Annotated in this window: 28 protein-coding genes; 4 read left to right on the top strand and 24 right to left on the bottom strand. The window is 65.9% G+C overall.

Annotated elements, in window-relative coordinates; all coding sequences use genetic code 11:
- Nucleotides 1-71: 71 nt before the first annotated feature.
- The 5 genes from VM621_RS07485 to VM621_RS07465 are packed head-to-tail and all read right to left on the bottom strand — an operon-like array spanning nucleotide 72 to nucleotide 2,943.
- Nucleotides 72-791, bottom strand: coding sequence for a copper homeostasis protein CutC (locus VM621_RS07485; protein WP_325468339.1), 720 nt, complete (start codon nucleotides 789-791; stop codon nucleotides 72-74).
- A 2-nt stretch (nucleotides 792-793) separates the two neighbouring features.
- Complete coding sequence (locus tag VM621_RS07480; protein WP_325468338.1) at nucleotides 794-1,813, bottom strand: N(4)-(beta-N-acetylglucosaminyl)-L-asparaginase; 1,020 nt, start codon at nucleotides 1,811-1,813, stop codon at nucleotides 794-796.
- 13 nt (nucleotides 1,814-1,826) lie between these two features.
- The gene (locus VM621_RS07475) at nucleotides 1,827-2,024 is read right to left on the bottom strand and encodes a hypothetical protein (protein WP_325468337.1); all 198 of its coding nucleotides are present in this window, start codon (nucleotides 2,022-2,024) and stop codon (nucleotides 1,827-1,829) included.
- Complete coding sequence (locus tag VM621_RS07470) at nucleotides 2,021-2,551, bottom strand: hypothetical protein (RefSeq protein WP_325468336.1); 531 nt, start codon at nucleotides 2,549-2,551, stop codon at nucleotides 2,021-2,023. The genes VM621_RS07475 and VM621_RS07470 overlap by 4 nt, the downstream gene beginning before the upstream one ends.
- Nucleotides 2,533-2,943 (bottom strand): type IV pilus modification PilV family protein, encoded by a 411-nt coding sequence (locus VM621_RS07465; RefSeq protein WP_325468335.1) that lies wholly within the window; start codon nucleotides 2,941-2,943, stop codon nucleotides 2,533-2,535. The genes VM621_RS07470 and VM621_RS07465 overlap by 19 nt, the downstream gene beginning before the upstream one ends.
- A 217-nt stretch (nucleotides 2,944-3,160) precedes the next feature.
- Here VM621_RS07465 and VM621_RS07460 point away from each other — a divergent pair, with 217 nt between their 5' ends.
- The 3 genes from VM621_RS07460 to VM621_RS07450 are packed head-to-tail and all read left to right on the top strand — an operon-like array spanning nucleotide 3,161 to nucleotide 5,235.
- Entirely contained in the window at nucleotides 3,161-3,613 is a 453-nt protein-coding gene (locus VM621_RS07460) for a MarR family winged helix-turn-helix transcriptional regulator (RefSeq protein WP_325468334.1), read from the top strand.
- Between the two features lie 33 nt (nucleotides 3,614-3,646).
- Nucleotides 3,647-3,976: a hypothetical protein gene (locus VM621_RS07455; protein WP_325468333.1), complete on the top strand. Its 330-nt coding sequence runs from the start codon at nucleotides 3,647-3,649 to the stop codon at nucleotides 3,974-3,976.
- Nucleotides 3,973-5,235, top strand: a complete 1,263-nt coding sequence (locus tag VM621_RS07450; RefSeq protein ID WP_325468332.1) for an MFS transporter — start codon at nucleotides 3,973-3,975, stop codon at nucleotides 5,233-5,235. The genes VM621_RS07455 and VM621_RS07450 overlap by 4 nt, the downstream gene beginning before the upstream one ends.
- 65 nt (nucleotides 5,236-5,300) lie before the next feature.
- Here the strand turns inward: VM621_RS07450 and VM621_RS07445 are convergent, their stop codons facing one another.
- The 8 genes from VM621_RS07445 to VM621_RS07410 all read right to left on the bottom strand — a co-directional run bounded on the left by VM621_RS07445 (nucleotide 5,301) and on the right by VM621_RS07410 (nucleotide 12,557).
- Nucleotides 5,301-5,507: a cold-shock protein gene (locus VM621_RS07445; RefSeq protein WP_036117760.1), complete on the bottom strand. Its 207-nt coding sequence runs from the start codon at nucleotides 5,505-5,507 to the stop codon at nucleotides 5,301-5,303.
- Nucleotides 5,508-5,660: 153 nt separating this feature from the next.
- Entirely contained in the window at nucleotides 5,661-6,407 is a 747-nt protein-coding gene (locus tag VM621_RS07440) for an S-methyl-5'-thioinosine phosphorylase (protein ID WP_325468331.1), read from the bottom strand.
- Between the two features lie 4 nt (nucleotides 6,408-6,411).
- Nucleotides 6,412-6,960 carry a hypoxanthine-guanine phosphoribosyltransferase gene (locus VM621_RS07435; RefSeq protein WP_325468330.1) on the bottom strand — a complete coding sequence of 183 codons (549 nt, stop codon included), beginning with the start codon at nucleotides 6,958-6,960 and terminating at the stop codon, nucleotides 6,412-6,414.
- Between the two features lie 7 nt (nucleotides 6,961-6,967).
- A complete protein-coding gene (gene nagZ / locus VM621_RS07430) occupies nucleotides 6,968-7,969 on the bottom strand; it encodes a beta-N-acetylhexosaminidase (RefSeq protein WP_325468329.1) in 1,002 nt (333 codons plus the stop codon).
- Complete coding sequence (locus tag VM621_RS07425; RefSeq protein WP_325468328.1) at nucleotides 7,963-8,487, bottom strand: CYTH domain-containing protein; 525 nt, start codon at nucleotides 8,485-8,487, stop codon at nucleotides 7,963-7,965. Before VM621_RS07425 ends, nagZ begins: the two co-directional genes overlap by 7 nt.
- 16 nt (nucleotides 8,488-8,503) lie before the next feature.
- Nucleotides 8,504-9,805 carry a 23S rRNA (uracil(1939)-C(5))-methyltransferase RlmD gene (rlmD, locus tag VM621_RS07420; protein ID WP_325468327.1) on the bottom strand — a complete coding sequence of 434 codons (1,302 nt, stop codon included), beginning with the start codon at nucleotides 9,803-9,805 and terminating at the stop codon, nucleotides 8,504-8,506.
- Between the two features lie 90 nt (nucleotides 9,806-9,895).
- Nucleotides 9,896-10,507 carry a YdbL family protein gene (locus VM621_RS07415; protein ID WP_325468368.1) on the bottom strand — a complete coding sequence of 204 codons (612 nt, stop codon included), beginning with the start codon at nucleotides 10,505-10,507 and terminating at the stop codon, nucleotides 9,896-9,898.
- A 22-nt stretch (nucleotides 10,508-10,529) separates the two neighbouring features.
- Nucleotides 10,530-12,557, bottom strand: a complete 2,028-nt coding sequence (locus VM621_RS07410) for a hypothetical protein (RefSeq protein ID WP_325468326.1) — start codon at nucleotides 12,555-12,557, stop codon at nucleotides 10,530-10,532.
- 45 nt (nucleotides 12,558-12,602) lie between these two features.
- Here VM621_RS07410 and VM621_RS07405 point away from each other — a divergent pair, with 45 nt between their 5' ends.
- Nucleotides 12,603-13,307 carry a response regulator gene (locus VM621_RS07405; protein ID WP_325468325.1) on the top strand — a complete coding sequence of 235 codons (705 nt, stop codon included), beginning with the start codon at nucleotides 12,603-12,605 and terminating at the stop codon, nucleotides 13,305-13,307.
- On the opposite strand, the gene recO is transcribed toward VM621_RS07405, so the two are convergent.
- From recO to VM621_RS07350, 11 genes are all read right to left on the bottom strand, one after another.
- A complete protein-coding gene (recO, locus tag VM621_RS07400) occupies nucleotides 13,299-13,991 on the bottom strand; it encodes a DNA repair protein RecO (protein WP_325468324.1) in 693 nt (230 codons plus the stop codon). The genes VM621_RS07405 and recO overlap by 9 nt on opposite strands.
- A 21-nt stretch (nucleotides 13,992-14,012) precedes the next feature.
- Nucleotides 14,013-14,948, bottom strand: coding sequence for a GTPase Era (era, locus tag VM621_RS07395; protein ID WP_325468323.1), 936 nt, complete (start codon nucleotides 14,946-14,948; stop codon nucleotides 14,013-14,015).
- Nucleotides 14,945-15,598 (bottom strand): ribonuclease III, encoded by a 654-nt coding sequence (gene rnc, locus VM621_RS07390; protein ID WP_325468322.1) that lies wholly within the window; start codon nucleotides 15,596-15,598, stop codon nucleotides 14,945-14,947. The genes era and rnc overlap by 4 nt, the downstream gene beginning before the upstream one ends.
- Before the next feature lie 6 nt (nucleotides 15,599-15,604).
- Nucleotides 15,605-15,982: a DUF4845 domain-containing protein gene (locus VM621_RS07385; protein WP_325468321.1), complete on the bottom strand. Its 378-nt coding sequence runs from the start codon at nucleotides 15,980-15,982 to the stop codon at nucleotides 15,605-15,607.
- 141 nt (nucleotides 15,983-16,123) lie between these two features.
- Entirely contained in the window at nucleotides 16,124-17,026 is a 903-nt protein-coding gene (gene lepB, locus VM621_RS07380; protein WP_325468320.1) for a signal peptidase I, read from the bottom strand.
- A 75-nt stretch (nucleotides 17,027-17,101) separates the two neighbouring features.
- Complete coding sequence (gene lepA / locus VM621_RS07375; protein WP_325468319.1) at nucleotides 17,102-18,892, bottom strand: translation elongation factor 4; 1,791 nt, start codon at nucleotides 18,890-18,892, stop codon at nucleotides 17,102-17,104.
- A gap of 130 nt (nucleotides 18,893-19,022) precedes the next feature.
- Nucleotides 19,023-20,444: a Do family serine endopeptidase gene (locus VM621_RS07370; RefSeq protein ID WP_325468318.1), complete on the bottom strand. Its 1,422-nt coding sequence runs from the start codon at nucleotides 20,442-20,444 to the stop codon at nucleotides 19,023-19,025.
- A gap of 118 nt (nucleotides 20,445-20,562) precedes the next feature.
- Nucleotides 20,563-21,219 (bottom strand): sigma-E factor negative regulatory protein, encoded by a 657-nt coding sequence (locus VM621_RS07365; protein ID WP_325468317.1) that lies wholly within the window; start codon nucleotides 21,217-21,219, stop codon nucleotides 20,563-20,565.
- Nucleotides 21,216-21,812: an RNA polymerase sigma factor RpoE gene (rpoE, locus tag VM621_RS07360; protein WP_325468316.1), complete on the bottom strand. Its 597-nt coding sequence runs from the start codon at nucleotides 21,810-21,812 to the stop codon at nucleotides 21,216-21,218. Before rpoE ends, VM621_RS07365 begins: the two co-directional genes overlap by 4 nt.
- 146 nt (nucleotides 21,813-21,958) lie before the next feature.
- Nucleotides 21,959-24,490, bottom strand: coding sequence for a bifunctional diguanylate cyclase/phosphodiesterase (locus tag VM621_RS07355; RefSeq protein WP_325468315.1), 2,532 nt, complete (start codon nucleotides 24,488-24,490; stop codon nucleotides 21,959-21,961).
- A gap of 8 nt (nucleotides 24,491-24,498) precedes the next feature.
- Nucleotides 24,499-24,981: a hypothetical protein gene (locus VM621_RS07350; protein ID WP_325468314.1), complete on the bottom strand. Its 483-nt coding sequence runs from the start codon at nucleotides 24,979-24,981 to the stop codon at nucleotides 24,499-24,501.
- Nucleotides 24,982-25,062: the final 81 nt, after the last annotated feature.

Here is a 25,062-nt window from a genome sequence, read left to right as displayed (position 1 = left end):
GTGAGAGCCGATTCGCTCCGTGCGAGAGCCGATTCGCTCTGTGTGGGAGCCGCTTCAGCGGCGAAAGCAGGTCAGCTCAGTGCCGCGACGAGCGCACGGACCGTGTCTTCGTCGGTACGAATTTCACCGCCGCCCATGCCGAGATCGTCGGAGGGCGTGCGACGCATCCCCGACGGGAGCCGGCGTTTGGCCGAAGCATGGAACTCGCGCGCACGCGTCATGTCTCGCAAGGCGGCGACGTTATCGGGTTCGATACCCGCGCCCGGCATGACGACGATGCGACCACCCGCCTGCGCCACGAGGCGCGCGATGGACGAGGCGCCCGCCACGGCGCTGTGCATGCCACCTGACGTGAGAACGCGCTCGAAGCCAAGCGCGATCACCGTCTCCAGCGCCGCCACGCGATCGGCCACGAGGTCGAACGCACGGTGGAAGGTCACGCCCATCGACCCTGCCGCCTCCAGGAACAATTGGCAGGCTTCGGTATCCACCTCGCCCTCGGCGGTCAACGCGCCGACGACCACCCCATCGCAACCGAGGTCGGCACAGTGAGCGATGTCATCGAGCATTGCCTCGATCTCGGCGTTTTCGTAGAGAAAGTTGCCCGAACGTGGGCGGACCAGTACGTAGAGGGGAATATCGAGACCCTCGCGAGCCAGCGCGATGGTGCCGTGTGACGGCGTCACGCCGCCTTCGTCCAGGCTTGCGCATAGCTCCACGCGACCGGCGCCGCCGGCCTGCGCGGCGAACGCGGACGCAATCGAGTTCGCGGCGACTTCGAGCAGGGCCATGGTCAATACGTGCTCTTGCCAGGGATCAAGGTGTCCTGCTTCTTCGCATCGCAGACCGCGTACGAGAAGCCCGATTGGATCGCCCAGGCGCCGACATTTCCTTTCTTGTCCATGGCAAGGAAACCGACCTGAAGATCTTTCGCCTCCGGCTTGCGGCGGAGAATGCGCTCGACCGCTTCGCGACAGGCGTCCTGTGGCGATCGGCCCTGGCGCATGAGTTCGACCACGAGGAAGCTGCCGACGTTGCGGATGACTTCCTCGCCGACGCCGGTCGACGTGGCCCCACCGATCTCGTTGTCGACGTACAGGCCTGCGCCGATGATCGGGCTGTCGCCGACGCGCCCGTGGATCTTCCAGGCCATGCCGCTCGTCGTGCAGGCGCCGGAAAGATTGCCCTGCGCATCGATGGCCAGCATGCCGATGGTGTCGTGATTGCTTGCATCCCCTGGCGTGCCGCCCGGCCCGGCGTTATAGGTCTTGACCTCGCTGTTCGCCGATGGCTTGTACTTGGCCGTCTTCAGCCATTCGTGCCAGGCCTTGTCCGAGTCGGGGGTCAACAGTTCTTCACGCGGAAAGCCCTGTTCGATGGCGAACTGCGTGGCGCCGTCGCCGACGAGCAACACATGCGGCGTGCGCTCCATCACCCGGCGCGCCACGGAAATCGGATGGGCGATGTGTTCCATCGCGGCGACGGCACCACAATTGCCGTGCTCGTCCATGATGCTGGCGTCCAGCGTGACCTTGCCGTCCCGGTCCGGATAACCGGCACGGCCGACGCTGTGGTTGCGCAGATCCGCTTCGGGAACGCGCGCGCCCTGCTCCACCGCATCGAGCGCACGACCACCGCCGGACAGCACCTTCCACGCGGCCTGGTTCGCAGCGACGCCGAAGTCCCAGGTGGAGCACACGCGCGGAATCATCCCGCCCGATGCCATCGGCGGCTCGCCCTTGGCAAAGCCCTTGGCGGTCAGTGCCACGCCGGAGGCGATCGTCGCCCCCTGCAGGAATCGTCTGCGGTCCATGGACATCCTCGTTCTACGGCGCGCCGTTTGCGCCCTTCCCGATGGTCGCACGCGACGCGTGTGCCGTGCCACCGCGCACGGAATCCTGCACCGAAAGAGCGCGGGTGTGGACGAACCTCGACAAGGCGGCGCCGAGGATGGCGAGCATCGCCAGCACGGCGAGGACGAGAATGAGGATCGATCCGCGGCGTGAGTGGCGACGGGACGTCATTGGTCGTCCGTCGGCCGCGATACCACGCGACTGAATCGCCGCCGATCGCGCATGGTCACGATGACCTCGAGGGCATGCGCCCGATCGCCATGCCACTGCAGGAACGGCCTGCGATCAGTGAGCCCATCGGCGCCCCGGAGATCGGCCATCACCTCGAGCGAAGCCACGCCAGCGACGAAGGTTGTGCAGGATCGGGTACAGCGGCGCAGCTCATCCGCCACCAACCAGCCGACCTCGCCGGCAAGCAGAGCGGGTACGTTGTACTCGTGCGACAAGCTTTTTCGCGGGCAGTCGCGGGCCTCGCTGCACATGCCCCAGGTTTTCGCGGCTTCCAGATCCCGCGCGATGGCGGCGAGCGCCAGCCACGCGTCGTCCTCGGTACGGCGCGTTGTCAGGTGATGCCGCAGCACCAGACCCGCCGTCATCAGCGATGTCGTCGCCATGAGCGCGACGATCGACGCCACGCACAGACCGATCGCCAGCTCGACCAGCGTATGACCACGCGGCCTCACGGCGTCGGCGGCCATGCGAGCAACGCCTTGTGCTGCCAGGTGATGCGGATAGCGCACGCTCCCGTCGTCTCGCAGGCCACGACGCCATCCGCTGCGGGACCGAGGTTTGCCGCGAGGGCCTGACGGAAGCGCCGGATATCGTCGGCAGCCAAGGCAGCGGCATCACAGGCCTGGACGCAGGACGTTGCTTGCGGTGCCGCCATGTAGGAACCCGCCGCCACACCCGCCCCGTTGGACCGCATCCGCGCATCCAGGCTGGCGGCGATCGCGTCTGCGGCGAGCAGCCGCGAAGCACGTGCGTCGGTCATCAGGACGTGCGCGATCCACGCACCCGTCGCCGCGCTGCCGATCGAAAAGACCGACATGGCGACGAGCGATTCGACCAGGGATGAGCCGCGACGATTCATGCGTCCACGTTCGCCCGGCGAAGCGTCCGGTGATGCCCGGACATTCGGCAGCCTTCGTAAGCCTGTTACCGGGCGGTCCGCCCGCGCCTGCAAAGCTCGCGTGTCGGCGAGGCGCGGTCCGCCGCTCCAGCGATAACCCACGCCAACCGCTCCGGCACACTGGCTATACATACAGTTTACCTGTACAGTTTTTCTGTCTTCATGCTATGGTCCGCCCATGGTCAAGTCTCAACCCACATCCGACGCACCCTCACTGGCCGCACTGGCCGCCGAATTGCGCATCACCGGCGGCAAGCTGGTCCGGCGCCTACGGGAACAATCCCATCCGGGCGACTTCACCTCCTCACAGAAGTCGGTCCTCCTCCGCCTGGATCGCGATGGGCCGGCAACGGTATCGGCCCTGGCCCGAGCCGAAGGCGTTCGACCACAGTCCATGCGCGTCACGGTGGCTGGCCTGGAGTCCATGCGGGCCGTCGCCGGCAAGCCCGATCCCAGCGATGGGCGGCAAACGCTCGTCGACCTGACACCCGGGTTTCGCAAGACGATCAAGGCAAGTCGGGCCGCCAAGGAAGACTGGCTGGTCCGCGCCTTGCAAAAGCAACTTTCGCCCGACGAACAACGCGAACTCGCTGCCGCGTTGAAACTGCTCCAGCGACTCACCGATTTCTGAGCCCATCGCGGCCCGCTCCAGGAAACCACAACCATGGCATGGCTCCCTCTCGTGTCGTACTTCTTCGGCGGTCTCTTCTTCACCAACGCCGTGCCCCACTTCATCAGCGGCGTCACCGGAAGAGCATTCCAGAGCCCGTTTGCGAAACCATCGGGAAAAGGTCTTTCCTCGTCGACCATCAATGTGCTTTGGGGCTTCTTCAACCTTGTGGCCAGCTACGCGCTCGTCCGCCACGGCGGCGGTTTCGACTGGAATGTCACGAGTCATGCCGCTGCCTTCGGCCTCGGTGTCCTGACCCTCGGCCTTATCTGCGCGCGGCTCTTCGGCCGCTTCCACGGCGGTGACAGGTCGACGCCCTTGTGAGCCCGAACGCCACCGGCATGTTCCGCTCGCTAAGGAATCCGAACTACCGCATCTGGGCCGCCGGCGCGCTGGTCTCCAACGTGGGGACGTGGATGCAGCGCACCGCCCAGGACTGGCTGGTGCTCACCCGACTCACGCACCACAACGCCTCGGCTGTCGGCACCGTCATGGCGCTGCAGTTCGGACCGCAGCTCCTGCTGCTGCCCTGGACGGGATTCGCGGCCGATCACTACAACCAGCGCAGGCTCCTGATGGCCACCCAGGCGATCATGGGTCTGCTCGCCGTTGCGCTCGGCGTCCTGACGGTCTCCGGCCTCGTCCAGCTCTGGCACGTGTATGTGTTTGCCTTTCTCTCCGGCTCCGCAGCAGCCTTCGATGCGCCCGTGCGACAAACCTTCGTGTCGGAGCTGGTCGGCGATACGGACCTGCCCAACGCGGTCGCGCTCAACTCCACGTCGTTCAACGCCGCACGCATGATCGGCCCCGCCGTGGCCGGCCTGACCATCGGCTCGGTTGGCATCGGCTGGGCGTTCCTGCTCAACGGCGCCAGCTTCATCGCCGTACTCGCCTCCCTCCTCTTGCTACGCGTCGCCGGCCTTCGGCCCCATACGCGAGCACAGCGGACCAAGGGCAGCCTTGGAGAAGGTTTGCGTTACGTGTGGTCGCGACCGGATCTTCAGGCCATGCTGATCATGCTGTTCCTGATCGGCACGTTCGGCCTGAACTTTCCGATCTTCATCTCGACCATGGCGGTCAGCGTCTTTCATAGCGACGCCCGTGGGTTCGGGCTCCTCTCGTCGATCATGGCCATCGGCACGATCTCAGGCGCGCTGTTAGCGGCCGGTCGCGACCGACCAAGGTTCGCCTCGCTGGCGGCAGGCTCGGCGACCTTTGGACTCGGTTGCACGCTGGCTGCCTTCGCGCCGGGCTACTGGTGGTTTGGCGGAGCACTCGTGATCATCGGCGTGGCCGCCCTGACGCTCACCAACACCACCAACAGTCTCATGCAGCTGTCGACGGCACCCGCCATGCGGGGACGTGTGATGGCCCTACGCGTGGGGGTGGCACTTGGCGGAACGCCTATCGGCGCGCCGATCGTCGGCTGGGTAGCCGACCACCTGGGCCCACGCTGGGCGCTGGGCGTGGGTGCTTCGGCAGGCGCCGCGGCGGCGGGCGTCGCGATACTGACCATGGCCCGCGGGCGCCACTCGAGCGCCGTTGTGCCGCCAGCAAGCACGACTGTGGAATCGCCGCGCTGAGCTGCCGGGCCACAAAAAAACCCCGCATGAGAATGCGGGGTTTCTTGGCAACACTGTCGTGGCGATTACGCCGCGATTTCGACGCCTGAAGCCTGCGCGCCCTTCGGGCCCGTGGTGACTTCGAATTTTACACGCTGGCCTTCCTGCAGGCTGCGGAAGCCCTTGGAATTGATCGCAGAAAAGTGGACGAACACGTCCTCCCCACCGTCCTCAGGCGCGATGAAACCGAAACCCTTGGCGTCGTTGAACCACTTGACCGTACCGAAACGCATGCGGAAACCTCTGGACATGGATTGGAAGCGCGCCCCTGCGATGGCGAGGCTTCCCCATGGATCCCCTTGGCCTGCCCCCGCGGCGCAGGCGAAGTATCGACATGTTTGCAGGCAAAGCGCAACTACGACGATTTCCCGGTCGATCGCCGAAGATCAGCCCCCGGCGAGCAACCGGCCAAGGATCGGCGGGACGTTGGCCGTCGCTGCCGCGAGGTGGGCGAAGATCTCCTCGATGCTGATTTCCGCTTCGTCGCCCGCACCCGCGGCGTAATTGGCGACCAGCGCAAGGCAGGCAAACTCCAGGTCCAGCTCGCGTGCAAGCACCGCTTCGGGCATGCCGGTCATCCCGACCAGGTCGCAACCGTCGCGCTTCATCCGTGCGATCTCGGCCCGCGTCTCCAGGCGCGGTCCCTGGGTGATGCCGTGGCAGCCGCCATCGATCACCGGCAGGCCCTCGGCACGGGCCGCCGCCAGGATCGACTGGCGCAGGCTTTCCGTATAAGGCTCGCTGAAGTCGATGTGGCGCACTTCCGCCCCGTCGACGTCGTTGAAACTGGTGTAGCGGCCATGCGTGTAATCGATGATCTGGTCCGGCACGACCAGGGCCCGCGGACCCATGTCGTCGCGAATGCCGCCGACGGCGTTGACCGCGACCACGCGGCGTGCACCCAGCGAATGCAGCGCCCACAGGTTGGCCCGGTAGTTCACGCGGTGCGGCGGCACCGTATGGCTCTCGCCATGGCGCGCCAGGAAGGCCAGGCGCTTGCCACGAAAGTCCCCGGTGACGATGTCGCCCGAGGCCGGCCCGAACGGTGTCTCTACCGAATGCCGTTGGGCATTCTCCAGCCCGTCGAACTGATACAGGCCGCTGCCGCCGATGACAGCCAGATCGATCGACATGGGATCAGTCCTTCAGCGCGTGGATGGCCGGCAGGTTTCGAGCCTGCTCGTGATAGTCCATGCCGTAGCCGAAAACGTAGCGGTCCGGCAGATCGACACCATTGAAGTCGGCCTCGATACCGTGGGCGCGACGGTCGTGCAGCTTGGTGCACAGGACGGCAAGAAGGACACGTTTCGCTCCCATCTCCAGGCAGGCATCGCGCACGGCCTTCAGCGTGTGACCTTCGTCGAGGATATCGTCGACGAGGACAACGGTGCGCTCCTTCAGCGGCACTTCCGGGCGGCGCAGCCAGTGCAGCTCGCTGCCACTGGTCTCGCCGCGATAGCGGGTGGCGTGGACATAGTCGAACTCGAGGTCGGTGCGGATCGCGAAGGCCAGCTGGCCGGCGAAGATCAGCGCACCGTGCATCACGGTGAGGAAGACCGGACGCTCGCCATCGAGGGCGGCGTCGATCTCTCGCCCCATCCGGGCGATCTCGGTTTCCAACTGTTCGCGGGTGAACAGCACGTCGGAATGCGCAAGCGCGTAGTCGAGCGAAGCGGTGGCGGTCATGGGTAGGTTACGGCTCCAAAGCGGTCACGCGCGCGATGAATCGATCGCGCTGGGGATTGTCGACGAGTCCTTCCCAGGTCGAGCCGATCGACCCACGCAAAGGGGCGATCCGCTCGACCTGGGGCAGGCGGCGGTCCTTGACCGCCGCGATCGCCTCGGCAACGGCGTCGGGAAAACAGGCCAGCACGAGGTCACAGCCCGCGTCCAGGTTGGCGCCGACACGCGCGGCGATGCCGCCGACGCTGCCGGCCGCGGCCATGCTGATGTCGTCGCCGAACACGCAGCCGCGAAAACCGAGTTCGCCGCGGAGGATCTCTTCGATCCACACATGCGAGTAACCGGCCGGTTGGTCGTCGACGGCGGTGTACGTCACGTGGGCGGCCATCACGGCTTCCGCGCGTGCTTCGATGCCGGCGACGAAGGGCAGCAGGTCCGTGCTGAGGATATCGTTCTTGCTGCGTGGGTCGACGGCCAGGGATTCGTGGGTGTCTTCCCTGACCGAACCGTGCCCCGGGAAATGCTTGAGCACCGCGGCCATGCCGCCAAGATGCATGCCGCGAACGTAGGCCTGGGTCAGTTCGGCGGCGATGACCGGATCGGCGTGAAAGGCGCGATCGCCGATCGCGGCACTGCCGCGCTCCAGATCGGCGACCGGCGCGAAGCTGAAATCGACGCCGATCGCGCGCATTTCGCTGGCCATGATCCAGGCATGCTCCTCCGCGCGCTGGATCGCCTCGTAGGGGACAGTGTCGTAGAGCCTGCCGATCGAGGCCAGCGGCGGCAGACGCGTGAAGCCGTTGCGAAAACGCTGCACTCGCCCGCCCTCCTGGTCGACGCAGACGAGGAAGTCCTCGCCGGCAACCGCGCGGATCGAATCGATCAGCGCGGTGACCTGCTCGCGTGAGGCGAAGTTACGCGAGAAGAGGATGACGCCGACCACGCCGTGCGCGGTAAGCCGCCCGTGCTCGTGGGGCGCCAGTTCGGTGCCGGACAAACCGATGATCAGCATGCTGTGCCCTCCTTCCCTTCCCGTTCGGCCAACGACCAGAGCGCATAAGGCCGGTCGATCAGGTTGACGTTGAAATAGCGCACCTGCTCGCTCACCTCGAGCCCGAGCCAGTCCGGCCTCGGGTACGCCGCATCGGCATGCGGAAGCTCCACCTCGGCGACGATCAGCCCCGCGTTCGCGCCGAGGAATTCGTCGATCTCGAAGTGTGTACCGCCGAGCATGACATGATGACGAATCTTCTCCAGCGCGCCATCCGAGAGGTTGGCGAGCAACTGTTCGGCGTCGGTCACGGGGATCGGGTACTCGAATTCCTGCCGCGAAATACCCAGGGTGGCCGACTTGATATTCAGCCAGGCTAGCTCGCCCGATATCCGCACGCGCACCGAACACTTCACCACGCCGGCCCGGATTGCCGCCGATCCGGAAAGATAGCCCTGGGCGATGCGCTCGCTGCGGACCACGATGGCGCGCCAGTCGTCACTGGCGAGCAGGAACTTGCGTTCGATCTCGATACCCATGGGGTCTCCCGACGGCTCAGCCGCGCTCGAAAAGCGCGATGGATTCCACGTGCGCGGTGTGCGGAAACATGTCCATCACGCCAGCCGACACCAGTTTGAAGCCGTGCTTCTGGACGAGGATACCCGCATCGCGCGCCAGCGAACCCGGATGGCAGGATACGTAGACGATTCGGTTCGTGCCCTTGCGCGGCAGGTATTCCAGGACCTTGTCCGCGCCGGCGCGCGGTGGATCGAGCAGGATCTTGTCCCACGGCTGGCTGGCCCACGGCGCCGAGCGCTGGTCGTCGAAGAGGTTCGCCACGCGGAACGACGCATTGCCCAGGCCGTTGCGTGCGGCGTTGGCGGCGGCGCGCTCGACCAGACCGTGTTCGCCTTCCACGCCGACCACTTCGCCCGCATGACGCGCGATAGGCAGGGTGAAGTTGCCCAGACCGCAGAACAGATCGAGTACGCGGTCGGTCGGTTTCAGGTCGAGCAGGTCCAGCGTCCGCGCCAGCATGCGCTGGTTCATGCCTGCGTTGACCTGGACGAAGTCCAGCGGCAGGAACTCCAGCTCCACGTCGTCCGCCGGCACGGCGAAGGCGAGGCGAGGCGCCTCGGGCCAGATCGGATGCACGCTGCTCTGGTTGCCCGGCTGAAGGTATATGGCGAAGCCGTGCTCGCGACCGAACGCCACGAGGGCATCGCGGTCTCGCTCCGACAACGGACAGAGATGGCGAAACACCAGGGCCACGGTGTCGTCGCCCGCCGCGAACTCGATCTGCGGGATATCCCGCGCCGCGTCCATGCCGCCGACAAGGTTGGCCAGCAGGCCGACCTTCGGTCCCAGCGCGGGGTGGATCACCTCGCAATGCTCGATATCGGCGACGAAGCGGGCGTTGGATTCCTCGCGGAAGCCGACCAGCACGCGCTCCTTTTTAGCGACGTAGCGCACCGAGAATCGGCCCTTGCGTCGGTACGCCCACGGCTGGTCGGAAAGCGGCGGTAACCAGGACGCCGGCGCAACCTTGCCAATGCGCTCGAAGTTATCGGCCAGTACGCGCTGCTTGGCCACGATCTGCGCGGCGGGCTCCATGTGCTGCAGCGAGCAGCCGCTGCACTGGCCGAAGTGGCGGCACTTCGGCTCGACACGATCGGGCGAGGCATCGATCACGCTCACGATCTCGGCATCGTCGTAGCTGCGGTGGCGCTTGAGGTATCTCAACACCACGCGCTCGCCCAGCAGGGCGCCGGCGACGAAGGTAGCCTTGTTGTCGATGCGGGCGACACCCCGGCCGTCGTGGCTGAGGTCGGTGATGGTGGCTTCGAATTCGGTCATGCGCTCAAAAACGTAAAGCCCGGACGACGAGGGTCCGGGCTGGCTGGGAGGACGCGCCGCGTGGATCCGCGGCGACCGCCTGGCGGCTGCCTACTTGCGCTGCCAGGCGCCCGAGGCGTTCTGATAATACCAGCCCGACGGCGCGCGCTGGACCCAGCCATCGGCGAAGGTCTTGCGGATCTGCGCCTCCCATTCCGGATGACCGTTGGCACGGGCGATCTCGCGATAGAGCGCATCGCGGTCGCTGTTCTCCTGACCGACGATGGCGTTGGCCTGCGCACGCTGGTCGAGTGGCAGCGCGCCGGCATCGCGCACGGCTACCTGGCCATTGGCCGTGAAGCCCACCGCACCGCTGTCGAACAGGGCCTTGAGCTGACCACGGAAGCGGTCCTTCATCCGCGCACTGATCGCATCCGTCTGCGGCGTGCGAATCTGGATATCGGGCGCGTCCGCCGCCTGGGCAGCCGGAATCACGAGATCGAGCAGCGATGCCGATGGCTGCTTGCCGGCAGCCGGCTTGGCCGGTGTCGTCGGCGCGCCACCCTGGCTGGGCTTGGCGACTCCGCTTTCGTCGAGCACGTTGCCGATGAACTGGTCGGCCGCTTTCTGCGCCGCGGCTTCGGGAAAGTAGACATTGATAGTGACGCACCCCACCAAGGCGATCGCCGCGGAGGTGAAGAGGCCGATCAGTGCTTTACGCATCATTGATAAATTCCTTTCTTGATTACCTTACGACCGGCCCGCCACCTTCCGTGGCCGCCTGCAAGCGTCTCACCAGGGTCGGCCAATCCACCTCGCGTTGATGGCCGACGACCGTCAGGCGCGGCAAGCCACTGCCCTCGACGATAGTGTAGCCATCCTTCGTATTGCCCAGCCCGCCCATGGAACAGACGTCGCCCTTGAGTACGCAGGTCAGGCCAATGCGCTTGTAACCGAAGGTCTTGAAGATCTTCAGCACCGTCCCCTGCAGGCCGCCGGCGATGCCGCCACCTCCGACGGCGGTCAGGTTATTGACCGCCTTCTGGCTGATCCGGCCGCCGTCGTTCGCCACGAAGCTGGCCTTGAACGCGGCCGGAACCCACGCAACCAGGCGCAGTTCGTCAAGCGAGCCGTCGAGCCGCCCGGTCATGCTGCCGAAGTCGAAGACCGAGGTCAGCAGGCCCAGATCAAGCTGGCGGAGGGCAATATTTCCCGTGAGAACCGGTGCGTTGCCAAAGGGTTGCGACAATGTCATGCGCGTGATGTCAACAAAGCCATCGAACACGCTGAGCGAAAGACCGCCGCCCATTTCCAGGTGGTCGTCCACGTAACGCATCGAGGGCACAGCGCCACCGATGGTGCCTTTGAACTCGGGCCAGCCCAGCGCGCGGCACAGGGCCGCCATGTCGACCTGGGTCAAGGCGAGGGAGGTCTGCAGGCGCTCACCGCTTGCCGCAGCCGGTTTCCAGGCCAGGCTCTGCACTCTGAACTGACCGTCGAGGACGGGAATGGCCAGCGGCTTCTCCAGTGCCAGCGAGCCCCCGCGACTGCGCCAGCTACCCTCCGCAGCCCCATTGGGAATCTTGTAGACCTGCAAGGCGCGCCAGCCCAGCTTCGTCGCCGGGCGGTCACCCGTGGCACTCCAGTCGAGCGATCCATGCAGGCCCTTGACCCCCAGGCGGCCCTGGGCGAGCGACAGATCGAGGCTACCGGTCTGTAAGGCAAAGGCGGTGGGCCCGCTCGCGTCGACCGTGACCTGCCCGCTCACTTCGCCGGAACCAACGAGTCCGTCGATGCCCATGCTGCGCAGCCAGCCCGTACCGTAGCGATCGTAGGCGGCAGGCAGACGGGCGTTGAAGCGATCCATCTGGAGTTGGGTCAGGTCGCCATTCGCGTTGAAAGCGAGCTCCCCCTCCAACTGCAACGCGTCGGGATCGGTCAGGCGCAGGCGAGGTATCGACAGGACGCCCTTCTGCGATCGCGTCGTCACGGCCAGCTGTACCGCATGACCCGGCAGGGCGGCGTAGAGCGGACCGATCAGGACTTCGCCGCCCTTCAGGCTGGCATCCAGGTCGATCGACGTGCTTCCCGCGCGACTGTCCAGGCCAAGCCGGCCAGCGCCGGAGAGCTTCTGCCCGGCGAGCTTGCCGCCCGGACTATCGAAGCCAGCGCCGTCCAGGGCGAATTGCCCACTGGCCTGCACGCCGTTGTCGAGAAGGTCCAGGGCGAGGTCGGCATCGACGCGACCGGTCGTCGTGCGTCCGGCCCATACCGTGGAGAGCAGGCCGTTGAGCCACCCCGCCGGCAAACCTTTGAGGGTTATCTGGGCGTGGGTGGTCTGATCGATCGGCAAGGCGATCCTGGCACTGGCCTTGTCCTGGGTCACCGAGAGTTCGAGTGTGTTTGCCGATTCGTCGGCGACCATGCGCAGGCGTGCATCGGTCAGCGCTGCGCCGGGCGCGCCTTTCAAGCGGAGCGAGCCGTCGAAGACCCAACGCCCGAGTTCGTCGCGGTCGAGCGAGCCGTCGAGGGCGACACCCAGCTTTCGCCAACCCATCGCGGGGATGTCCGCCCGATCGGCCGACAGCTTGAGCTGCAATCCTTGTCCGTCCGGCGCCGAGTTTATGTCGGCCTGCATCCCGGACATATCCACGCCAGGGACAGCGAGGCTGTCCGCCCCGACCGAAACGCCCGCACGAGCGCCCCCCGCCCCGGCGAGCGAGGCGCAGGCGACGAAGATGAGCGTGAGCGTGCGGGTTGATACGGCGAGCATGCTCGGCCATTCTGCCAAACTCAGATGAACAACACGGAACGTTGCATGCCGGACCGCCTGTTTACCCAGGTTCTCGTCGCCGACGACGACCCCTCGACGCGCGAGTTCCTTCGCGGCGCGCTCGCCGCCATGGGCTATGCCGTCACGCTTGCCGACGATGGCGCGCAAGCGCTCGACCTGGCTCGCCGCACGCGATTCGAGGCCCTCTTGCTCGATTGCCGCATGCCGGCGGGCGGCGCGATCGACGTCCTTGTCGCTTTGCGGGGCGATCCGGCGGCCCTGTCGCATGACGCGGTGAGCATGGCCACCAGCGCCGAGGTACCCGCCGATCTGAGGAAAACCTTGATCGACGCGGGCTTCGCCTGCGTCATCGAAAAGCCGTGCCGGATCGCTTCGCTCGCCAATGCGCTTCGGGCAACGCTGGGCATCGAGGACGACGCGCCACTGCTCGACGACGAGGAAGCACTCCTGGCCGCCGGCGACGCATCGACCATGCATGCGTTGCGCAGCCTGTTCCGCGACGAGTTACAGCATCTGGTGCCGGAGCTGGAATCCCTGGCCACCGATCCCGCCACCCTCATCGATCGGATGCATCGGCTGCGCTCGGCCTGCGGGTTCTGCGGTGCGGCACGCCTGGCCGCCCAGGCAAAAGTCTTGCAGAACCACGTGCTGGAAGTCCGCTGGGCATCGCCCGCCGCCCTGCATCGTTTTCGCTCCGAAGTGGAACGGACCCTCGACGCCCTAGCGTAGAACGCGCCAGGCCTTGAGTTCGCCGCCACCGAGATGGAAGGCGATCACCTGGCGCATCATGCGGCGAAGCGACGAAAGACCAGCGGGGTCCGGCGGCGCGTCCGCCGCCAGGGCCAGCAGATCCACGCCACGGATGGCGCGCTGATCGCCGAGACGTCCAGGCACCACGCCCGACTCGGGATCGTAGAAATAGACCAGGCCAGGCTCCACCGGGGAGCCGTCGATGGCGTCGATGTCGAGCTGCAATCCATAGCCGAGGGCATCGAGCATGTCACGCTCGAAGCGCCGCAAGGTCCAGGCCAGGGGCTCGCCCGCGGCCATCCTCTGCAAGGTGGCGTCGTAGGAGGCGAACAGTTCCGGGTTGGCATCCTGCCGCCCGGTGAGCCGGACGACCAGTTCATTGAGGTAGAGCCCGGCAAGGCCGGCATCGCCGGTCAGCCGGAGTACCGCGCCAGAAGGCTCCGCGCTACGCAACGTGGCGAGCTCACCCTTCATTATCAGGTCGAGTTCGACCCGCTGGAAGGGCTCGAGCTGGGCACGCTGCGTGCGCGCGCCTTCGCGCCGGACACCCCGGGCGACCACGCCGATACGGCCGTGATCGCGGGTGAGGCATTCGGCCAGCATCGACGTTTCCCGGTAAGGCCGGGCATGCAGGATGAAGGCGGGCTGTTGTTCGACGCGCATCGTGGCTCGCGCCCGCAGGGCTTATTCGTATCCGAAACGCTTGAGCAGGTTCTCATCGTCGGCCCAGCCTTCGCGGACCTTGACCCAGAGCTTGAGGAACACCTTGCGCTCGAACATGTGTTCCATCGCCTTGCGTGCCGATGTGCCGATGGCCTTGAGCTGGGCGCCGCCCTCACCGATGACGATGGCCTTCTGGCCGTCGCGCTCCACCCAGATCACGGCGTGCACTTCGGCAATGCCGTCGGGGCGATCCTGGAACGCTTCGATCTCCACGGTGGTGGCGTACGGCAGCTCCTGGTCCAGGCGCAGCATGAGCTGCTCGCGGACCATTTCGGAGGCGAGGAAGCGCTCGCTGCGATCGGTGATCTCGTCCTCGGCGTACATGGCCGGCTGCTCTGGCAGGCGCTTGAGGATGCCTTTTTCCAGGCCGGCGAGGCCCTTGGACTTCAGCGCGCTGACGTAATAGACGTCGTCGAACGGATGCTTCTGCATCAGGTCGGCGACGAAGGGCAGCATGGCCGTCTTGTCCTTCTGCAGGTCCACCTTGTTGATGGCCAGCAGCTTCGGCACGTCGGGCTGTTCGGCCAGCGCCGCATACATGGCGGCATCTTCGTCGGTCCAGCGCCCGGCCTCGATCACCTGCACGGCCAGGTTCACCTCGGAGATGGCCGCGCGCGCTGCGCGGTTGAGGCTGCGATTCATCGCACGCTTGCCGCCCCGATGCAGGCCCGGCGTGTCGACGTAGAGGATCTGGCCTTCCGGCTTGGTGGAAATGCCGAGAATGCGGTGCCGGGTGGTCTGCGGCCGATGACTGACAATGCTCAGGCGCACGCCGATCATCGCGTTGAGCAAGGTGGACTTGCCCACGTTGGGGCGGCCCAGCAGGGCGACGTAGCCGCAGCGAAAGTCGTCGTCGACGATGGTGTCGTTTTCTTCGGGAATATCGATGTCGTTCATGATTTCTTTTCCAGCAAGCGGCGCAGCACCGTTTCGGCAGCGTCCTGTTCGGCGGCGCGCCGGCTGCCCCCGCGTCCTTCGACGCGAATCGGTTCCGGTTCGTCGATCGTACAGCTGACGTCGAAGATCTTGGCGTGATCTTCGCCGTAGCTGTCGGTTAATTCGTATGTGGGCAGGGGAAGCCCCCTGCCCTGCAGCCATTCCTGCAACCGCGTCTTGGCATCCTTGCTGGAGCGCTTGATCTCCGCCACGCGAGGCGTGAACAGCCGGCGCACCACCTGGCGGCAGGCGTCGTAGCCGTCGTCGAAGTAGACCGCCGCGACCAGGGCCTCGAAGGCATCGGCGAGGATCGAATCGCGGCGGAAGCCGCCGCTCTTGAGTTCGCCCGGCCCCAGCTTCAGGTCGTCGCCGAGCTCGAGCTCGCGCCCGATGACCGCGAGGGCCTGGCCGTTGACCAACTGGGCACGCAGGCGCGAGAGCTCGCCTTCGCTGGCGTTGGGATGCGCCTCGAACAACAACTCGGCGACGAGGGCGCCCAGCAGGGCGTCGCCCAGGAATTCCATCCGCTCGTTATTCGGCTTCCCGGCGCTGCGGTGGGTCAGGGCCAGGGTCGCGAGACCGGGATCACGAAAGCGGTAAGGAAATTCCACGAAACCTCATTGCCCGACGGCACTTTTGAGCGGCACCGACTTCTCGAAATGGAGCAGGAAGTCGATGTTGTAAATGAACGGGATCACTTTGTCGTAGGCGACGCGCAGAACCGAGCCGTTACCCGAACGCTGGATGGTGACGTCCTTCGGCTTGATCGTCGAATCGTCGACATACTGAAAACTCATCTTGAACGCGAGCTGGCGACGGGCCTGCTCGATATCGTCGTTACCGCCCTCGGTCGACATCTGGTTGAGCGCCTTGACCACGCCCATGTACTCGATATAGGACGGCACCAGTTTCATCGCCATGAAGGCAAAGAAACCAACGATGGCCAGCATGATGACGAACCCGATAAGGGTAATACCCGACTGCCTGGATTTCATGTTTCGGTCTCCGCCGCGCGAAGCGGCTCCCCTGTTCAAGACTTAAAATGCCGACGGGGCGCGCAAGGCGCCCCGCAGCGGAGATTACCTTGTCCGGGGCGTCCCGCAACGCCTTCCAGCGTGACGGGCGCCACCGTTCCGTCAGTGGATGACCTTGCCCATCTTGGAAAAGTCGAATACGCCATTGTCGAACCCGCGCCAGGCAAGCCAGACGAAGAAGGCCTTGCCGACCAGGTTCGCCTCGGGCATGCAGCCCCACCAGCGGCTGTCCGTGCTGTTCATCCGGTTGTCGCCCATGACGATGTAGCAGCCCTTGGGCACTTCCGACGGCACCGCCGCATTGGGGATGTCCTGCGGCATGTTATAGGCCGGGGTCAACGCAATCGTATGGTTGATGCTGCCCAGATGCTCGGTGTAGAGCTTCGAACCGTAGGTCATCAGCAGACGGTCCTCGGGCCGGTTCATGCTGCCCTTGAACGGTCCGATCTCGTCGGCACCCACGCGCTCGCCGTTGATATAGAGCTCGCTACCGCGCGTTTCGATGCGATCGCCCGGCAGGCCGATGACGCGCTTGATCCAGTTTTCGCTGGGCACGGGGGCATGGGGATCCTGGCAGGTCATGTCGCCACTACGGATTGTCTTGCCGTTTTCGTCCTGGCACACGTAGCCCGGGAAGCGGAACACGATCACGTCGCCACGGCGCGGCTCGCCATTTTCGACCAGCTTATTGTTGAAAGCCGGCATACGCAGGCCATAAGCGAATTTGTTGACCAGGATGAAGTCACCCACGTCCAGCGTCGGCATCATCGAGCCCGACGGGATGCGGAACGGCTCGGCCACGAACGAGCGCAGCAGGAGCACGACCAGAATCACCGGGAACAACGAACGGGCCCAGTCGACAGGCCACGGCTCGGGTTGCTCGGTACCCGAGGCCTCGGCGCGGGCGCGGCGCGCCTTGACCAGAAAAAGGCGATCGAACAACCAGACCACACCGAACAGCACGGTCAGGCCGAGAAGAATCGCCGAAAAATCGAATGCCGCCATACCATCTCCATCAGTCGTGTCGAAGGGCCCTTCGGCCCGGTCCGGCGCGTCCGGCGCCGGCTATCCATGTCTCGCTTACTTATCCTGCCTGAGCACGGCAAGGAAGGCTTCCTGGGGAATCTCCACGCTGCCGACCTGCTTCATGCGCTTCTTGCCTTCCTTCTGCTTCTCGAGGAGCTTCTTCTTTCGCGAGACGTCGCCGCCATAACACTTGGCGAGGACATTCTTGCGCAGGGCCTTCACCGTCGAGCGGGCGATCACCGCCGCACCGATGGCAGCCTGGATGGCGACATCGAACTGCTGACGGGGAATGAGATCCTTCATGCGCTCGACAAGTTCCCGGCCACGTCGGTCGGCGTGCGAGCGATGCACGATCAGGCTCAGCGCGTCCACGCGGTCGCCGTTGATCAGCACGTCGACGCGGACGAACGGGCCCGGGTCGAACCGCTCCAGGTGGTAGTCCATCGAGGCATAGCCGCGGGAAACCGACTTCAGGCGATCGAAGAAGTCCAGCACCACCTCGGCCAGCGGCAATTCGTAGGTCACCTGCACCTGGGTGGCCAGATACTGGATGGAGCGCTGCACGCCGCGCTTCTCCTCGCACAGCTTGATTACGTTGCCGACGTAGTCGCCGGGCGTAAGGATGGTCGCGACGATGATCGGCTCACGGATCTCCACGATCTGCTGCGGCGGCGGAAGCTTGGCCGGGTTGTCCATCTGCAGCACGGTACCGTCGGTCTTTGCCACCTCGTAGACCACGGTCGGCGCCGTGGTGATGAGGTTGAGATCGTATTCGCGCTCGAGGCGCTCCTGCACGATCTCCATGTGCAGCATGCCGAGGAAGCCGCAGCGGAAGCCGAAGCCCATCGCCTCGGAGCTTTCCGGCTCGAAGAACATGGCCGCGTCGTTGAGGCGCAGCTTGTCCAGTGCCTCGCGCAGCGCCGGGTAATCATCGGCCGACACCGGGAACAGGCCGGCGAACACGCGCGGCTGCATGACCTGGAAGCCCGCCAGCGGCTCGGCGGCCGGCTTGCCCGCGTGGGTCAGCGTGTCGCCCACGGGGGCGCCATGAACGTCCTTGATCGACGCGTTGATCCAGCCCACCTCGCCCGCGCCCAGGTGATCGAGCTTCTTGCGCTTGGGGGTGAAGACGCCGACGTCGTCGACCAGGTGGGTGCGGCCGGTCGACATGACGAGGATCTTGTCGCCCGGACGGACTTCGCCCTGCATCACGCGCACCAGCGACACCACGCCCAGGTAGTTGTCGAACCAGGAGTCGATGATCAGCGCCTGCAGCTTGTCGGTGTCACCCGCCTTCGGTGCGGGAATGCGATGGATGATCGCCTCGAGCACTTCGATCACGTTCTGGCCGGTCTTGGCGCTGACCGGAATCGCGTCGCTGGCGTCGAGGCCGATCACGGCCTCGATCTCGGCCTTGGCCTTTTCGACGTCGGCCGTGGGCAGGTCGATCTTGTTGATCACCGGGATGACTTCCAGGCCCTGCTCGATCGCCGTATAGCAGTTGGCCACCGACTGGGCCTCGACGCCCTGAGCGGCGTCGACGACCAGCAGCGCACCCTCGCAGGCGGACAGCGAGCGGCTCACCTCGTAGGAGAAGTCGACATGCCCAGGGGTATCGATGAAGTTGAGCTGGTAGGTCTTGCCGTCCCTCGCCGTGTACGGCAGCGAGACCGACTGAGCCTTGATGGTGATGCCACGTTCCCGCTCGATCGGGTTGTTGTCGAGGACCTGCGCTTCCATTTCGCGCTCGGTCAGACCGCCGCACAACTGGATGATGCGGTCGGCCAGGGTCGACTTGCCATGGTCGATATGGGCAATGATGGAGAAGTTGCGGATGAGTTCCATGGAGCGCCGTGGTCACGTTCACCATCGCTCGCGGCGCGAACGACGCGCGCCAGCCCTAGGGGCCAGCGCGAATCAAGCATTATCGCATGGAAGGCCACCCACCGCCGACCGGCGGGTGGCTTCGCGTTCGTCAGCGCTCGCTGGGGACCGTGACACCGACGAACCGGGTCGAGTCGTCGCGCCGGACGAGCAGCATGGCGGTATCGCCGGCCTTGATTCCCTTGGCCGCGTCGCGGAAAGCGGCCGCGCTGCCGACACGTTTCTGATTGACCATCAGGATCACGTCGCCAGCCTGTAGCCCGGTGTTGGCCGCCGCCGGACCGGAAACCCTGCTCACCACGACCCCTTCGCCGGCCTTCAGGCCCAGTTCGGTCCGCGTCGAAGCATCGATGTCCTGCACGGCCACGCCGAGGGCCGCCGCGGACCCGCCGGCCGCCCCTTCCTCGGCGGTCGCCGCCGAAGCGAGCGCCGACTTGTCGCGCGGCAGCTCGCCGACCTTGACCTCGACCGTCTGCTTCTTGTGGTCTCGAAGGAGTTCGACCTTTGCCGTCGACCCGGGCCGGGTGATGGCCACCAGGGGCGGCAGGTCCGGCGCCTGCGTGATCGGCGTCCCGTTGAAGGACAGGATCACGTCGCCCTGCTTCAACCCCGCCTTGTCGGCGCCACTGCCAGGGGTGACCTGGGCAACGAGGGCGCCATTGGAATCGGCAAGATCCAGGTTCTTGACGAAGGGATCCACCGGCTGCACGGTGACGCCGAGCATGCCCCGCGAGACATAGCCCTTCGCCTTGATCTGGTCGACCACGTTCATCGCCACGTCGATGGGAATGGAGAACGACAACCCCTGGTAGCCGCCGGACGTGGAATAGATCTGCGAATTCACGCCGATGACCTGGCCCTGCAGGTTGAACAGGGGGCCGCCCGAATTGCCGCGATTGATCGGGACGTCAGTCTGGATGAAGGAGGTATAGGGCTGGTCGCGACTGCCGAGGTTGCGGCCGACCGCACTGATGATGCCGTGGGTCACCGTGGCATCGAGCCCGAACGGCGAGCCGATCGCCAGCGCCCACTGGCCGCGCTTGACCGTACGCGAATCGCCGATGGTCACGGCCGGCAAGGCGCCGGCATCGATCTTCAGCAGGGCGATGTCGTACTGCGGATCCTTGCCGACGACCTTCGCGGTGAAACTGCGGCGGTCCTGCAGGCGCACCTTGACCTCGTCGGCGTCGTCGACGACATGGTCGTTGGTGAGGATGTATCCGTCGGCGGAAATGATGAAGCCCGACCCCAGGGACGTCTGCTCGGGGGGCTGGGCCGGCACGCCTGGCATGCCGAAGAAGCGACGCAGCAGTTCTTCCTGGTCGTCCTGCGCGTTGTCCCGGCCGCCCTTCGCCTTCTTGTGCGCGCCGGTCGTTTTCGCCTCGACGTGCACGACGGCCGGGGCATTCTTTTCGACGACGCCGGTAAAGTCGGGCAAGCTCTGCGCCTGCACGCCAGCGGTCGCCAGCACCAATGCGCCGCCCAGCACGGCGCGTGTGTTCAACCAACCCATCCTCTTTCCTCCTTGTCAAAGCCACGGTTGCCCGTACGTCGAGACGACCGCACGGCTGGATACGAATAAGGGGTAAGGCGCGCCGGGGACGTGCGGCGCGCCAGGGTGACGCCCTGGCTCAGCGAGCCTGCGGCGCGGCGACCGGCTGCACATAACGGCTGCCGTCGGGACGGGTCAGCAGCATGTAGCCATTGCCTTCCGGTGCTTCCGCGGCCCGGGCGCGATGAATCTGGTAAGGCGTGGAACGCGGCAGGTAGGGGGCTCCCGCATCGCTGGAGCTGTCGAAGGCCGCCTTCTGGGTGAACTGGGACGCCATGTTGCTGCCTGCGAGCCACTGCGGCGCCACCGGCGCGGCCGCGGGCTCCGGGGACGCCTCCGCCACCTGGACATCGCCCGAGACCGGTGCCTGATGGGCGATTTCGGGCACACCGGAACGGTTGCCCGCCGGCTGCGAGAGCATCAGCGCGGCGACAGCCACGCTTGCGGCAATCGCGCCACCGGCCGACCAGTGCAGCCAGCGGCGACGCGGAACGGCGCCCGTCACCACGGACACGCCGGCCTCGGCCTCGATGGCGGCCATGACCCGATCGACGAAGTCGTGCGATACCGGAGGCATGGCCTCGCGGCGCAGTCCGTCACGACCCGCGTGATACCGCGACCAGACGTCCGCCAGACCCCGGTCGGCCTCGAGTCGACGTAACAGGAAGCGGATTTCCTCCCGCGACAGCTCTCCGTCCATGCCGGCGGAGAGAATTTCACGATTGGTGTCACTCATGGATGGTGATCCTCGCGGTCGGAAAGAAGTGGCCGCAGTTTTTCGTCGATGGCTTCACGAGCCCTGAAAATACGCGAACGAACGGTACCGATAGGACAGTTCATGATGGCGGCGATCTCGTCGTAGCTCTTGCCGTCCACTTCACGCAGGGTAATCGCGACCCGGAGTTCTTCGGGCAAGGCTTGGACAGTGGAAAACACCGTTTGTTCCACCTGTTCCCGCATTAACTCGCGTTCCGGGGTGGCGCTTTCGTGCATCCGTGTGGCGCCGGGCACGTAAACGGCATCCTCCACGTCGATATCTCCGGTGGGCGGGCGGCGGCCCATGGCCACCAGGTGGTTCTTCGCCGTGTTCACGGCGATCTTGTAGAGCCACGTGTAGAACGCGCTTTCGCCACGGAACGACCCGAGGGCGCGCCAGGCGCGCACAAAGGCTTCCTGGGCGATGTCCTCGCATTCGGTCCAGTCGTGCACGTAGCGGGAGATCAACGCGATAACCTTGTGCCGGTACTTCCGCACAAGCAGGTCGAACGCGCGGCGGTCTCCTTGCTGCACACGCTCGACAAGTGCTTGATCCAGTTCGTTTTCGCCCATCCGGGCCGTCTCCTCACATCATTCGGGGCCAGTCGCGGGCGCAGCTGAGACAAGCGCGGGCCGAGCAAGTTCACCGCCCGGCCCACCGGTCATCCCGTGAAAATATGCGCATACCGGCCTGAACCTCAAGTTGGAGGCCCGGGCGATCAGGCACTGACCGGGGTCCTTCCTTCACCGATCACGCGTTCGCGCTCGGCCAGCAGCTTGTCGAAAGTCGCGACGGGCAACGGTCGGCAGAAGAGGTAGCCCTGGAGCTCGTCGCAACCGTTCGCGCGCAGGAAGTGCAGGTGTTGCTCGATCTCCACCCCTTCGGCCACCACGCCGCGCTTGAGCCGATGGGCCATGTCGATCGTCGCGCGGACAATGGCTTCGTCGTCCGGGTCCACGCCGATATTGCGCACGAAGCTCTGGTCGATCTTGATCCGGTCGGCCGGCAGCCGGCGCAGGTAATCGAGCGAGGCGGCGCCCGTGCCGAAGTCGTCGATGGCGATGTGGCAGCCCATGGCGTGCAACGCATCGAGGGTTTCGACCAGATGTGGAACCGTCTTCACGCTGATGCTTTCGGTCACCTCGAGTTCGAGGCTGTCCGGGTTAAGGCCGGTATCGCGCAGGGCACTGGCCACCACCTCGGCCAGGTTCTGTTGCATCAGCTGCACGGCCGAGAGGTTGACGCCCAGGCGCAGTTGCAGGCCGTAGGTGTCTTCCCATGCCTTGGCCTGGGCACAGGCCGTGCGCAGCACCCACTCGCCGATAGGCACGATGAGACCACTGGCTTCGGCAAGCGGAATGAAGAAGGCCGGGCTGATCATGCCCAGCTCGGGGTGCTCCCAACGCACCAGTGCCTCCATGCCGACGATATCTTCGGTGATCGCATTGACCTGGGGCTGGTAGAACACGCGCAGTTCGTCGTTCTTCACCGCGTGGCGCAGGCGGGCCTTCAAGGCGACGTGCTGCTGTTGCGAGGCATCCGGGTTGGCGGCGTATATCTGGTAATTGTTCCGGCCGAGACTCTTCGCCCCGTACATCGCCTCGTCGGCATGGCGCAGCAGCAGCTCGCCCTCCGTCGCGTCGTCCGGAAAGAAGGAAATGCCGACGGACACCGTGGCCTGAAGTTCCGACCCATCATCGAGCCCGAGGGGAATTTCCATCGCCTGCACGACTTTCTCGGCGATGCGCAGCACATCGTCGCGCTTGATGATATGGCGCAGGATCATCGTGAATTCGTCGCCGGCGTAACGCGCGACCGTGTCCGAAGCGCGAACGCTGGCGCGCAGCCGCTTTGCCACCGCGGTCAGAACCTGATCGCCGACGGCGTGGCCAAGGGTGTCGTTGATGCCCTTGAAGCGATCGAGGTCGACCAACAGAGTGGCGAAGCATTCGCCGGTCCGCTCGGCCTCGCGAATGGTGGTATCCAGGCGGTCGTTGAACAGGAGTCGATTGGGCAGGTTCGTCAGCGTGTCGACCAGGCCGCGCGCGCGTCCCTGGTCGCGCGCGCGGCGCAATTCCAAAGCCGAGGCGAAACGGGCGGCGGCCGCACGCAAGGCGGGCTCGAGCACACGGGCATCGCTGCCGACGCGACGGCGACCTGCCAACAGCGCGCCGAGCACGTTGCGGCGTTCATCGAGCAGGGGAAGAAACGCGAAGGAACGCAGGCCCAGCGCCTCCACCAGTGGATCGGCCTGCGGGGCGCCATGACCCTCGCCAAGATGCGAAAGCGTTTCCCCGCCCAGGCAGATCTTCAGCAACGGCAGGTCGTTGGCTTCAGGCCACTCCACCGAGCCCGGGCCGTTCCAGATCCGCGTGAGTACCTCGGGCCCGAATTCGCTCTCCGGCAGCGCCGACCACACCGCGACCACGTCGAGTTCGAGTGCGTCGGCGAGCATGGCCGCCGCCTCACCCATGCCTTCGTCATCGCTGGGGCAGGCATCCAGCACGGACAGCAGCGACAGTGCCCTGCCCGCCATGTCGACGGCGCGAAGGTCGCGAAACGCCACGGCGATCCGGTGGGCGCCGCGATCGGTGATGTGACGCACGTCGACCTCGCCGCCGATATCGGCACCGTCGAGCCGACGCAGCGTGCAAGGCACGCCGTCGCTGTCGGGCACCGGCCAGAGGGCGCCGCTGTCGATCTTGAACAGGTCGGCGAGCAGGCGGCCGTGCACGGGACCGTCTCCCTTCATGAGCCGATTCATCGCGGCGCCGCTTTCGATGACGCAGCCATCCGGCGTCGAGGCCACTACCCAGGCCGCCCCGGCTTCGAAAGCAAAGCGATAATCCAGCCCGGTCGGCTCACTGGCGGCCAAGGCGGGTTCGCTATGGATCGCTGCGCGCACCCGCTGGGCGAGTTCGACCGGGATGGCTCCCTCGCGCAGCCAGTCGGTGCTGTCGTCCGGCGCGACGCCCGGCGCCTCGCCGACCACATAAACCACCGGGAGCTGTGAGTAGACTTTCGAGCCACGCAGGATGCGCAACCCCTGCGCCATGTCCGCCGTGCCATCCGCGCCGATGACAGCCACATGCAGGGGCGGCGCATCGGCCAGCAGGGCTTCGAGCTGCGCCGCGTCGCGAGCGCTCAGCAGAACGAAATCGCCGTCCGCATCGAGCGCGTCGAATACCGCCCGCCGGACATCGCGGCGCGGGGTGAAGATAAGTACGCCGGTCGGTTCCGAGATCGACATGCGCGCGCTCAAACGACCCACCGGCCGTCACGCAGGCGCGGCGCGGCGGAGCGCGCGTGCCAGTCGGCATCGACCCGGATGATGTCGTCCTCGAACGTAGCCAGCAGGCTGGGACTTGCCCCCATCAGCACCACGCGACGTATGTGGCCGGTCTGGGCGCGGGCGAGTTGCCGTAAAAGTGCACCGTCGGTGGCGCTCGGTGGGCCAGGCGGCATGTCCAGCAGGTATACGCCGAAGTGCAGACTCTGCGAGATGTAGCGCAGCGCGTCGCCCAGCCGGGTACAGCCAGGCACCCGCATCTGCGCGTCGCGAAGGCTGGCCAGCCCCTCGGCGTGGCGCCACAGGTAGACCGCCTGGCCCGTCCGCCGCGCGACCAGGCGAAACTGCTCGATCAACGCATTGGTTTCACCCGTCTGCAAAGCGACCAAGGGCCCCGACGCGGACAGAATGCGGTCGAAGACATCGGTTCCTACATGGGAGTCGGCAGGCATGGGCGACACATCGGCGGCAGTGGCGCGAAGTATCGGCCCAATACGGGGGCGTACGCTAGCGATTGCCGCACCATACGCGGA

Source organism: Luteibacter sp., assembly GCF_035539195.1.
Classification (GTDB): Bacteria; Pseudomonadota; Gammaproteobacteria; order Xanthomonadales; family Rhodanobacteraceae; genus Luteibacter.
The sequence above is the reverse complement of the archived record's forward strand: the minus strand, read 5'-3'. Positions and strand labels throughout refer to the sequence as shown.

What these genes read in the sequence shown, in the direction of transcription:
- VM621_RS07415 (WP_325468368.1), bottom strand. Translation starts at nt 10,507, where the DNA reads ATGCGTAAAGCACTGATCGGCCTCTTCACCTCCGCGGCGATCGCCTTG.
- lepB (WP_325468320.1), bottom strand. Translation starts at nt 17,026, where the DNA reads ATGGCGGCATTCGATTTTTCGGCGATTCTTCTCGGCCTGACCGTGCTG.
- VM621_RS07480 (WP_325468338.1), bottom strand. Translation starts at nt 1,813, where the DNA reads ATGGACCGCAGACGATTCCTGCAGGGGGCGACGATCGCCTCCGGCGTG.
- VM621_RS07445 (WP_036117760.1), bottom strand. Translation starts at nt 5,507, where the DNA reads ATGCGTTTCGGTACGGTCAAGTGGTTCAACGACGCCAAGGGTTTCGGT.
- VM621_RS07455 (WP_325468333.1), top strand. Translation starts at nt 3,647, where the DNA reads ATGGCATGGCTCCCTCTCGTGTCGTACTTCTTCGGCGGTCTCTTCTTC.
- VM621_RS07350 (WP_325468314.1), bottom strand. Translation starts at nt 24,981, where the DNA reads ATGCCTGCCGACTCCCATGTAGGAACCGATGTCTTCGACCGCATTCTG.
- recO (WP_325468324.1), bottom strand. Translation starts at nt 13,991, where the DNA reads ATGCGCGTCGAACAACAGCCCGCCTTCATCCTGCATGCCCGGCCTTAC.
- rlmD (WP_325468327.1), bottom strand. Translation starts at nt 9,805, where the DNA reads ATGACCGAATTCGAAGCCACCATCACCGACCTCAGCCACGACGGCCGG.
- VM621_RS07425 (WP_325468328.1), bottom strand. Translation starts at nt 8,487, where the DNA reads ATGGGTATCGAGATCGAACGCAAGTTCCTGCTCGCCAGTGACGACTGG.
- nagZ (WP_325468329.1), bottom strand. Translation starts at nt 7,969, where the DNA reads ATGCTGATCATCGGTTTGTCCGGCACCGAACTGGCGCCCCACGAGCAC.
- VM621_RS07440 (WP_325468331.1), bottom strand. Translation starts at nt 6,407, where the DNA reads ATGTCGATCGATCTGGCTGTCATCGGCGGCAGCGGCCTGTATCAGTTC.
- era (WP_325468323.1), bottom strand. Translation starts at nt 14,948, where the DNA reads ATGAACGACATCGATATTCCCGAAGAAAACGACACCATCGTCGACGAC.
- VM621_RS07435 (WP_325468330.1), bottom strand. Translation starts at nt 6,960, where the DNA reads ATGACCGCCACCGCTTCGCTCGACTACGCGCTTGCGCATTCCGACGTG.
- VM621_RS07485 (WP_325468339.1), bottom strand. Translation starts at nt 791, where the DNA reads ATGGCCCTGCTCGAAGTCGCCGCGAACTCGATTGCGTCCGCGTTCGCC.
- VM621_RS07365 (WP_325468317.1), bottom strand. Translation starts at nt 21,219, where the DNA reads ATGAGTGACACCAATCGTGAAATTCTCTCCGCCGGCATGGACGGAGAG.
- VM621_RS07465 (WP_325468335.1), bottom strand. Translation starts at nt 2,943, where the DNA reads ATGAATCGTCGCGGCTCATCCCTGGTCGAATCGCTCGTCGCCATGTCG.
- VM621_RS07410 (WP_325468326.1), bottom strand. Translation starts at nt 12,557, where the DNA reads ATGCTCGCCGTATCAACCCGCACGCTCACGCTCATCTTCGTCGCCTGC.
- lepA (WP_325468319.1), bottom strand. Translation starts at nt 18,892, where the DNA reads ATGGAACTCATCCGCAACTTCTCCATCATTGCCCATATCGACCATGGC.
- VM621_RS07370 (WP_325468318.1), bottom strand. Translation starts at nt 20,444, where the DNA reads ATGGGTTGGTTGAACACACGCGCCGTGCTGGGCGGCGCATTGGTGCTG.
- VM621_RS07475 (WP_325468337.1), bottom strand. Translation starts at nt 2,024, where the DNA reads ATGACGTCCCGTCGCCACTCACGCCGCGGATCGATCCTCATTCTCGTC.
- VM621_RS07460 (WP_325468334.1), top strand. Translation starts at nt 3,161, where the DNA reads ATGGTCAAGTCTCAACCCACATCCGACGCACCCTCACTGGCCGCACTG.
- VM621_RS07470 (WP_325468336.1), bottom strand. Translation starts at nt 2,551, where the DNA reads ATGGCCGCCGACGCCGTGAGGCCGCGTGGTCATACGCTGGTCGAGCTG.
- VM621_RS07385 (WP_325468321.1), bottom strand. Translation starts at nt 15,982, where the DNA reads ATGAAATCCAGGCAGTCGGGTATTACCCTTATCGGGTTCGTCATCATG.
- rpoE (WP_325468316.1), bottom strand. Translation starts at nt 21,812, where the DNA reads ATGGGCGAAAACGAACTGGATCAAGCACTTGTCGAGCGTGTGCAGCAA.
- VM621_RS07405 (WP_325468325.1), top strand. Translation starts at nt 12,603, where the DNA reads ATGCCGGACCGCCTGTTTACCCAGGTTCTCGTCGCCGACGACGACCCC.
- VM621_RS07355 (WP_325468315.1), bottom strand. Translation starts at nt 24,490, where the DNA reads ATGTCGATCTCGGAACCGACCGGCGTACTTATCTTCACCCCGCGCCGC.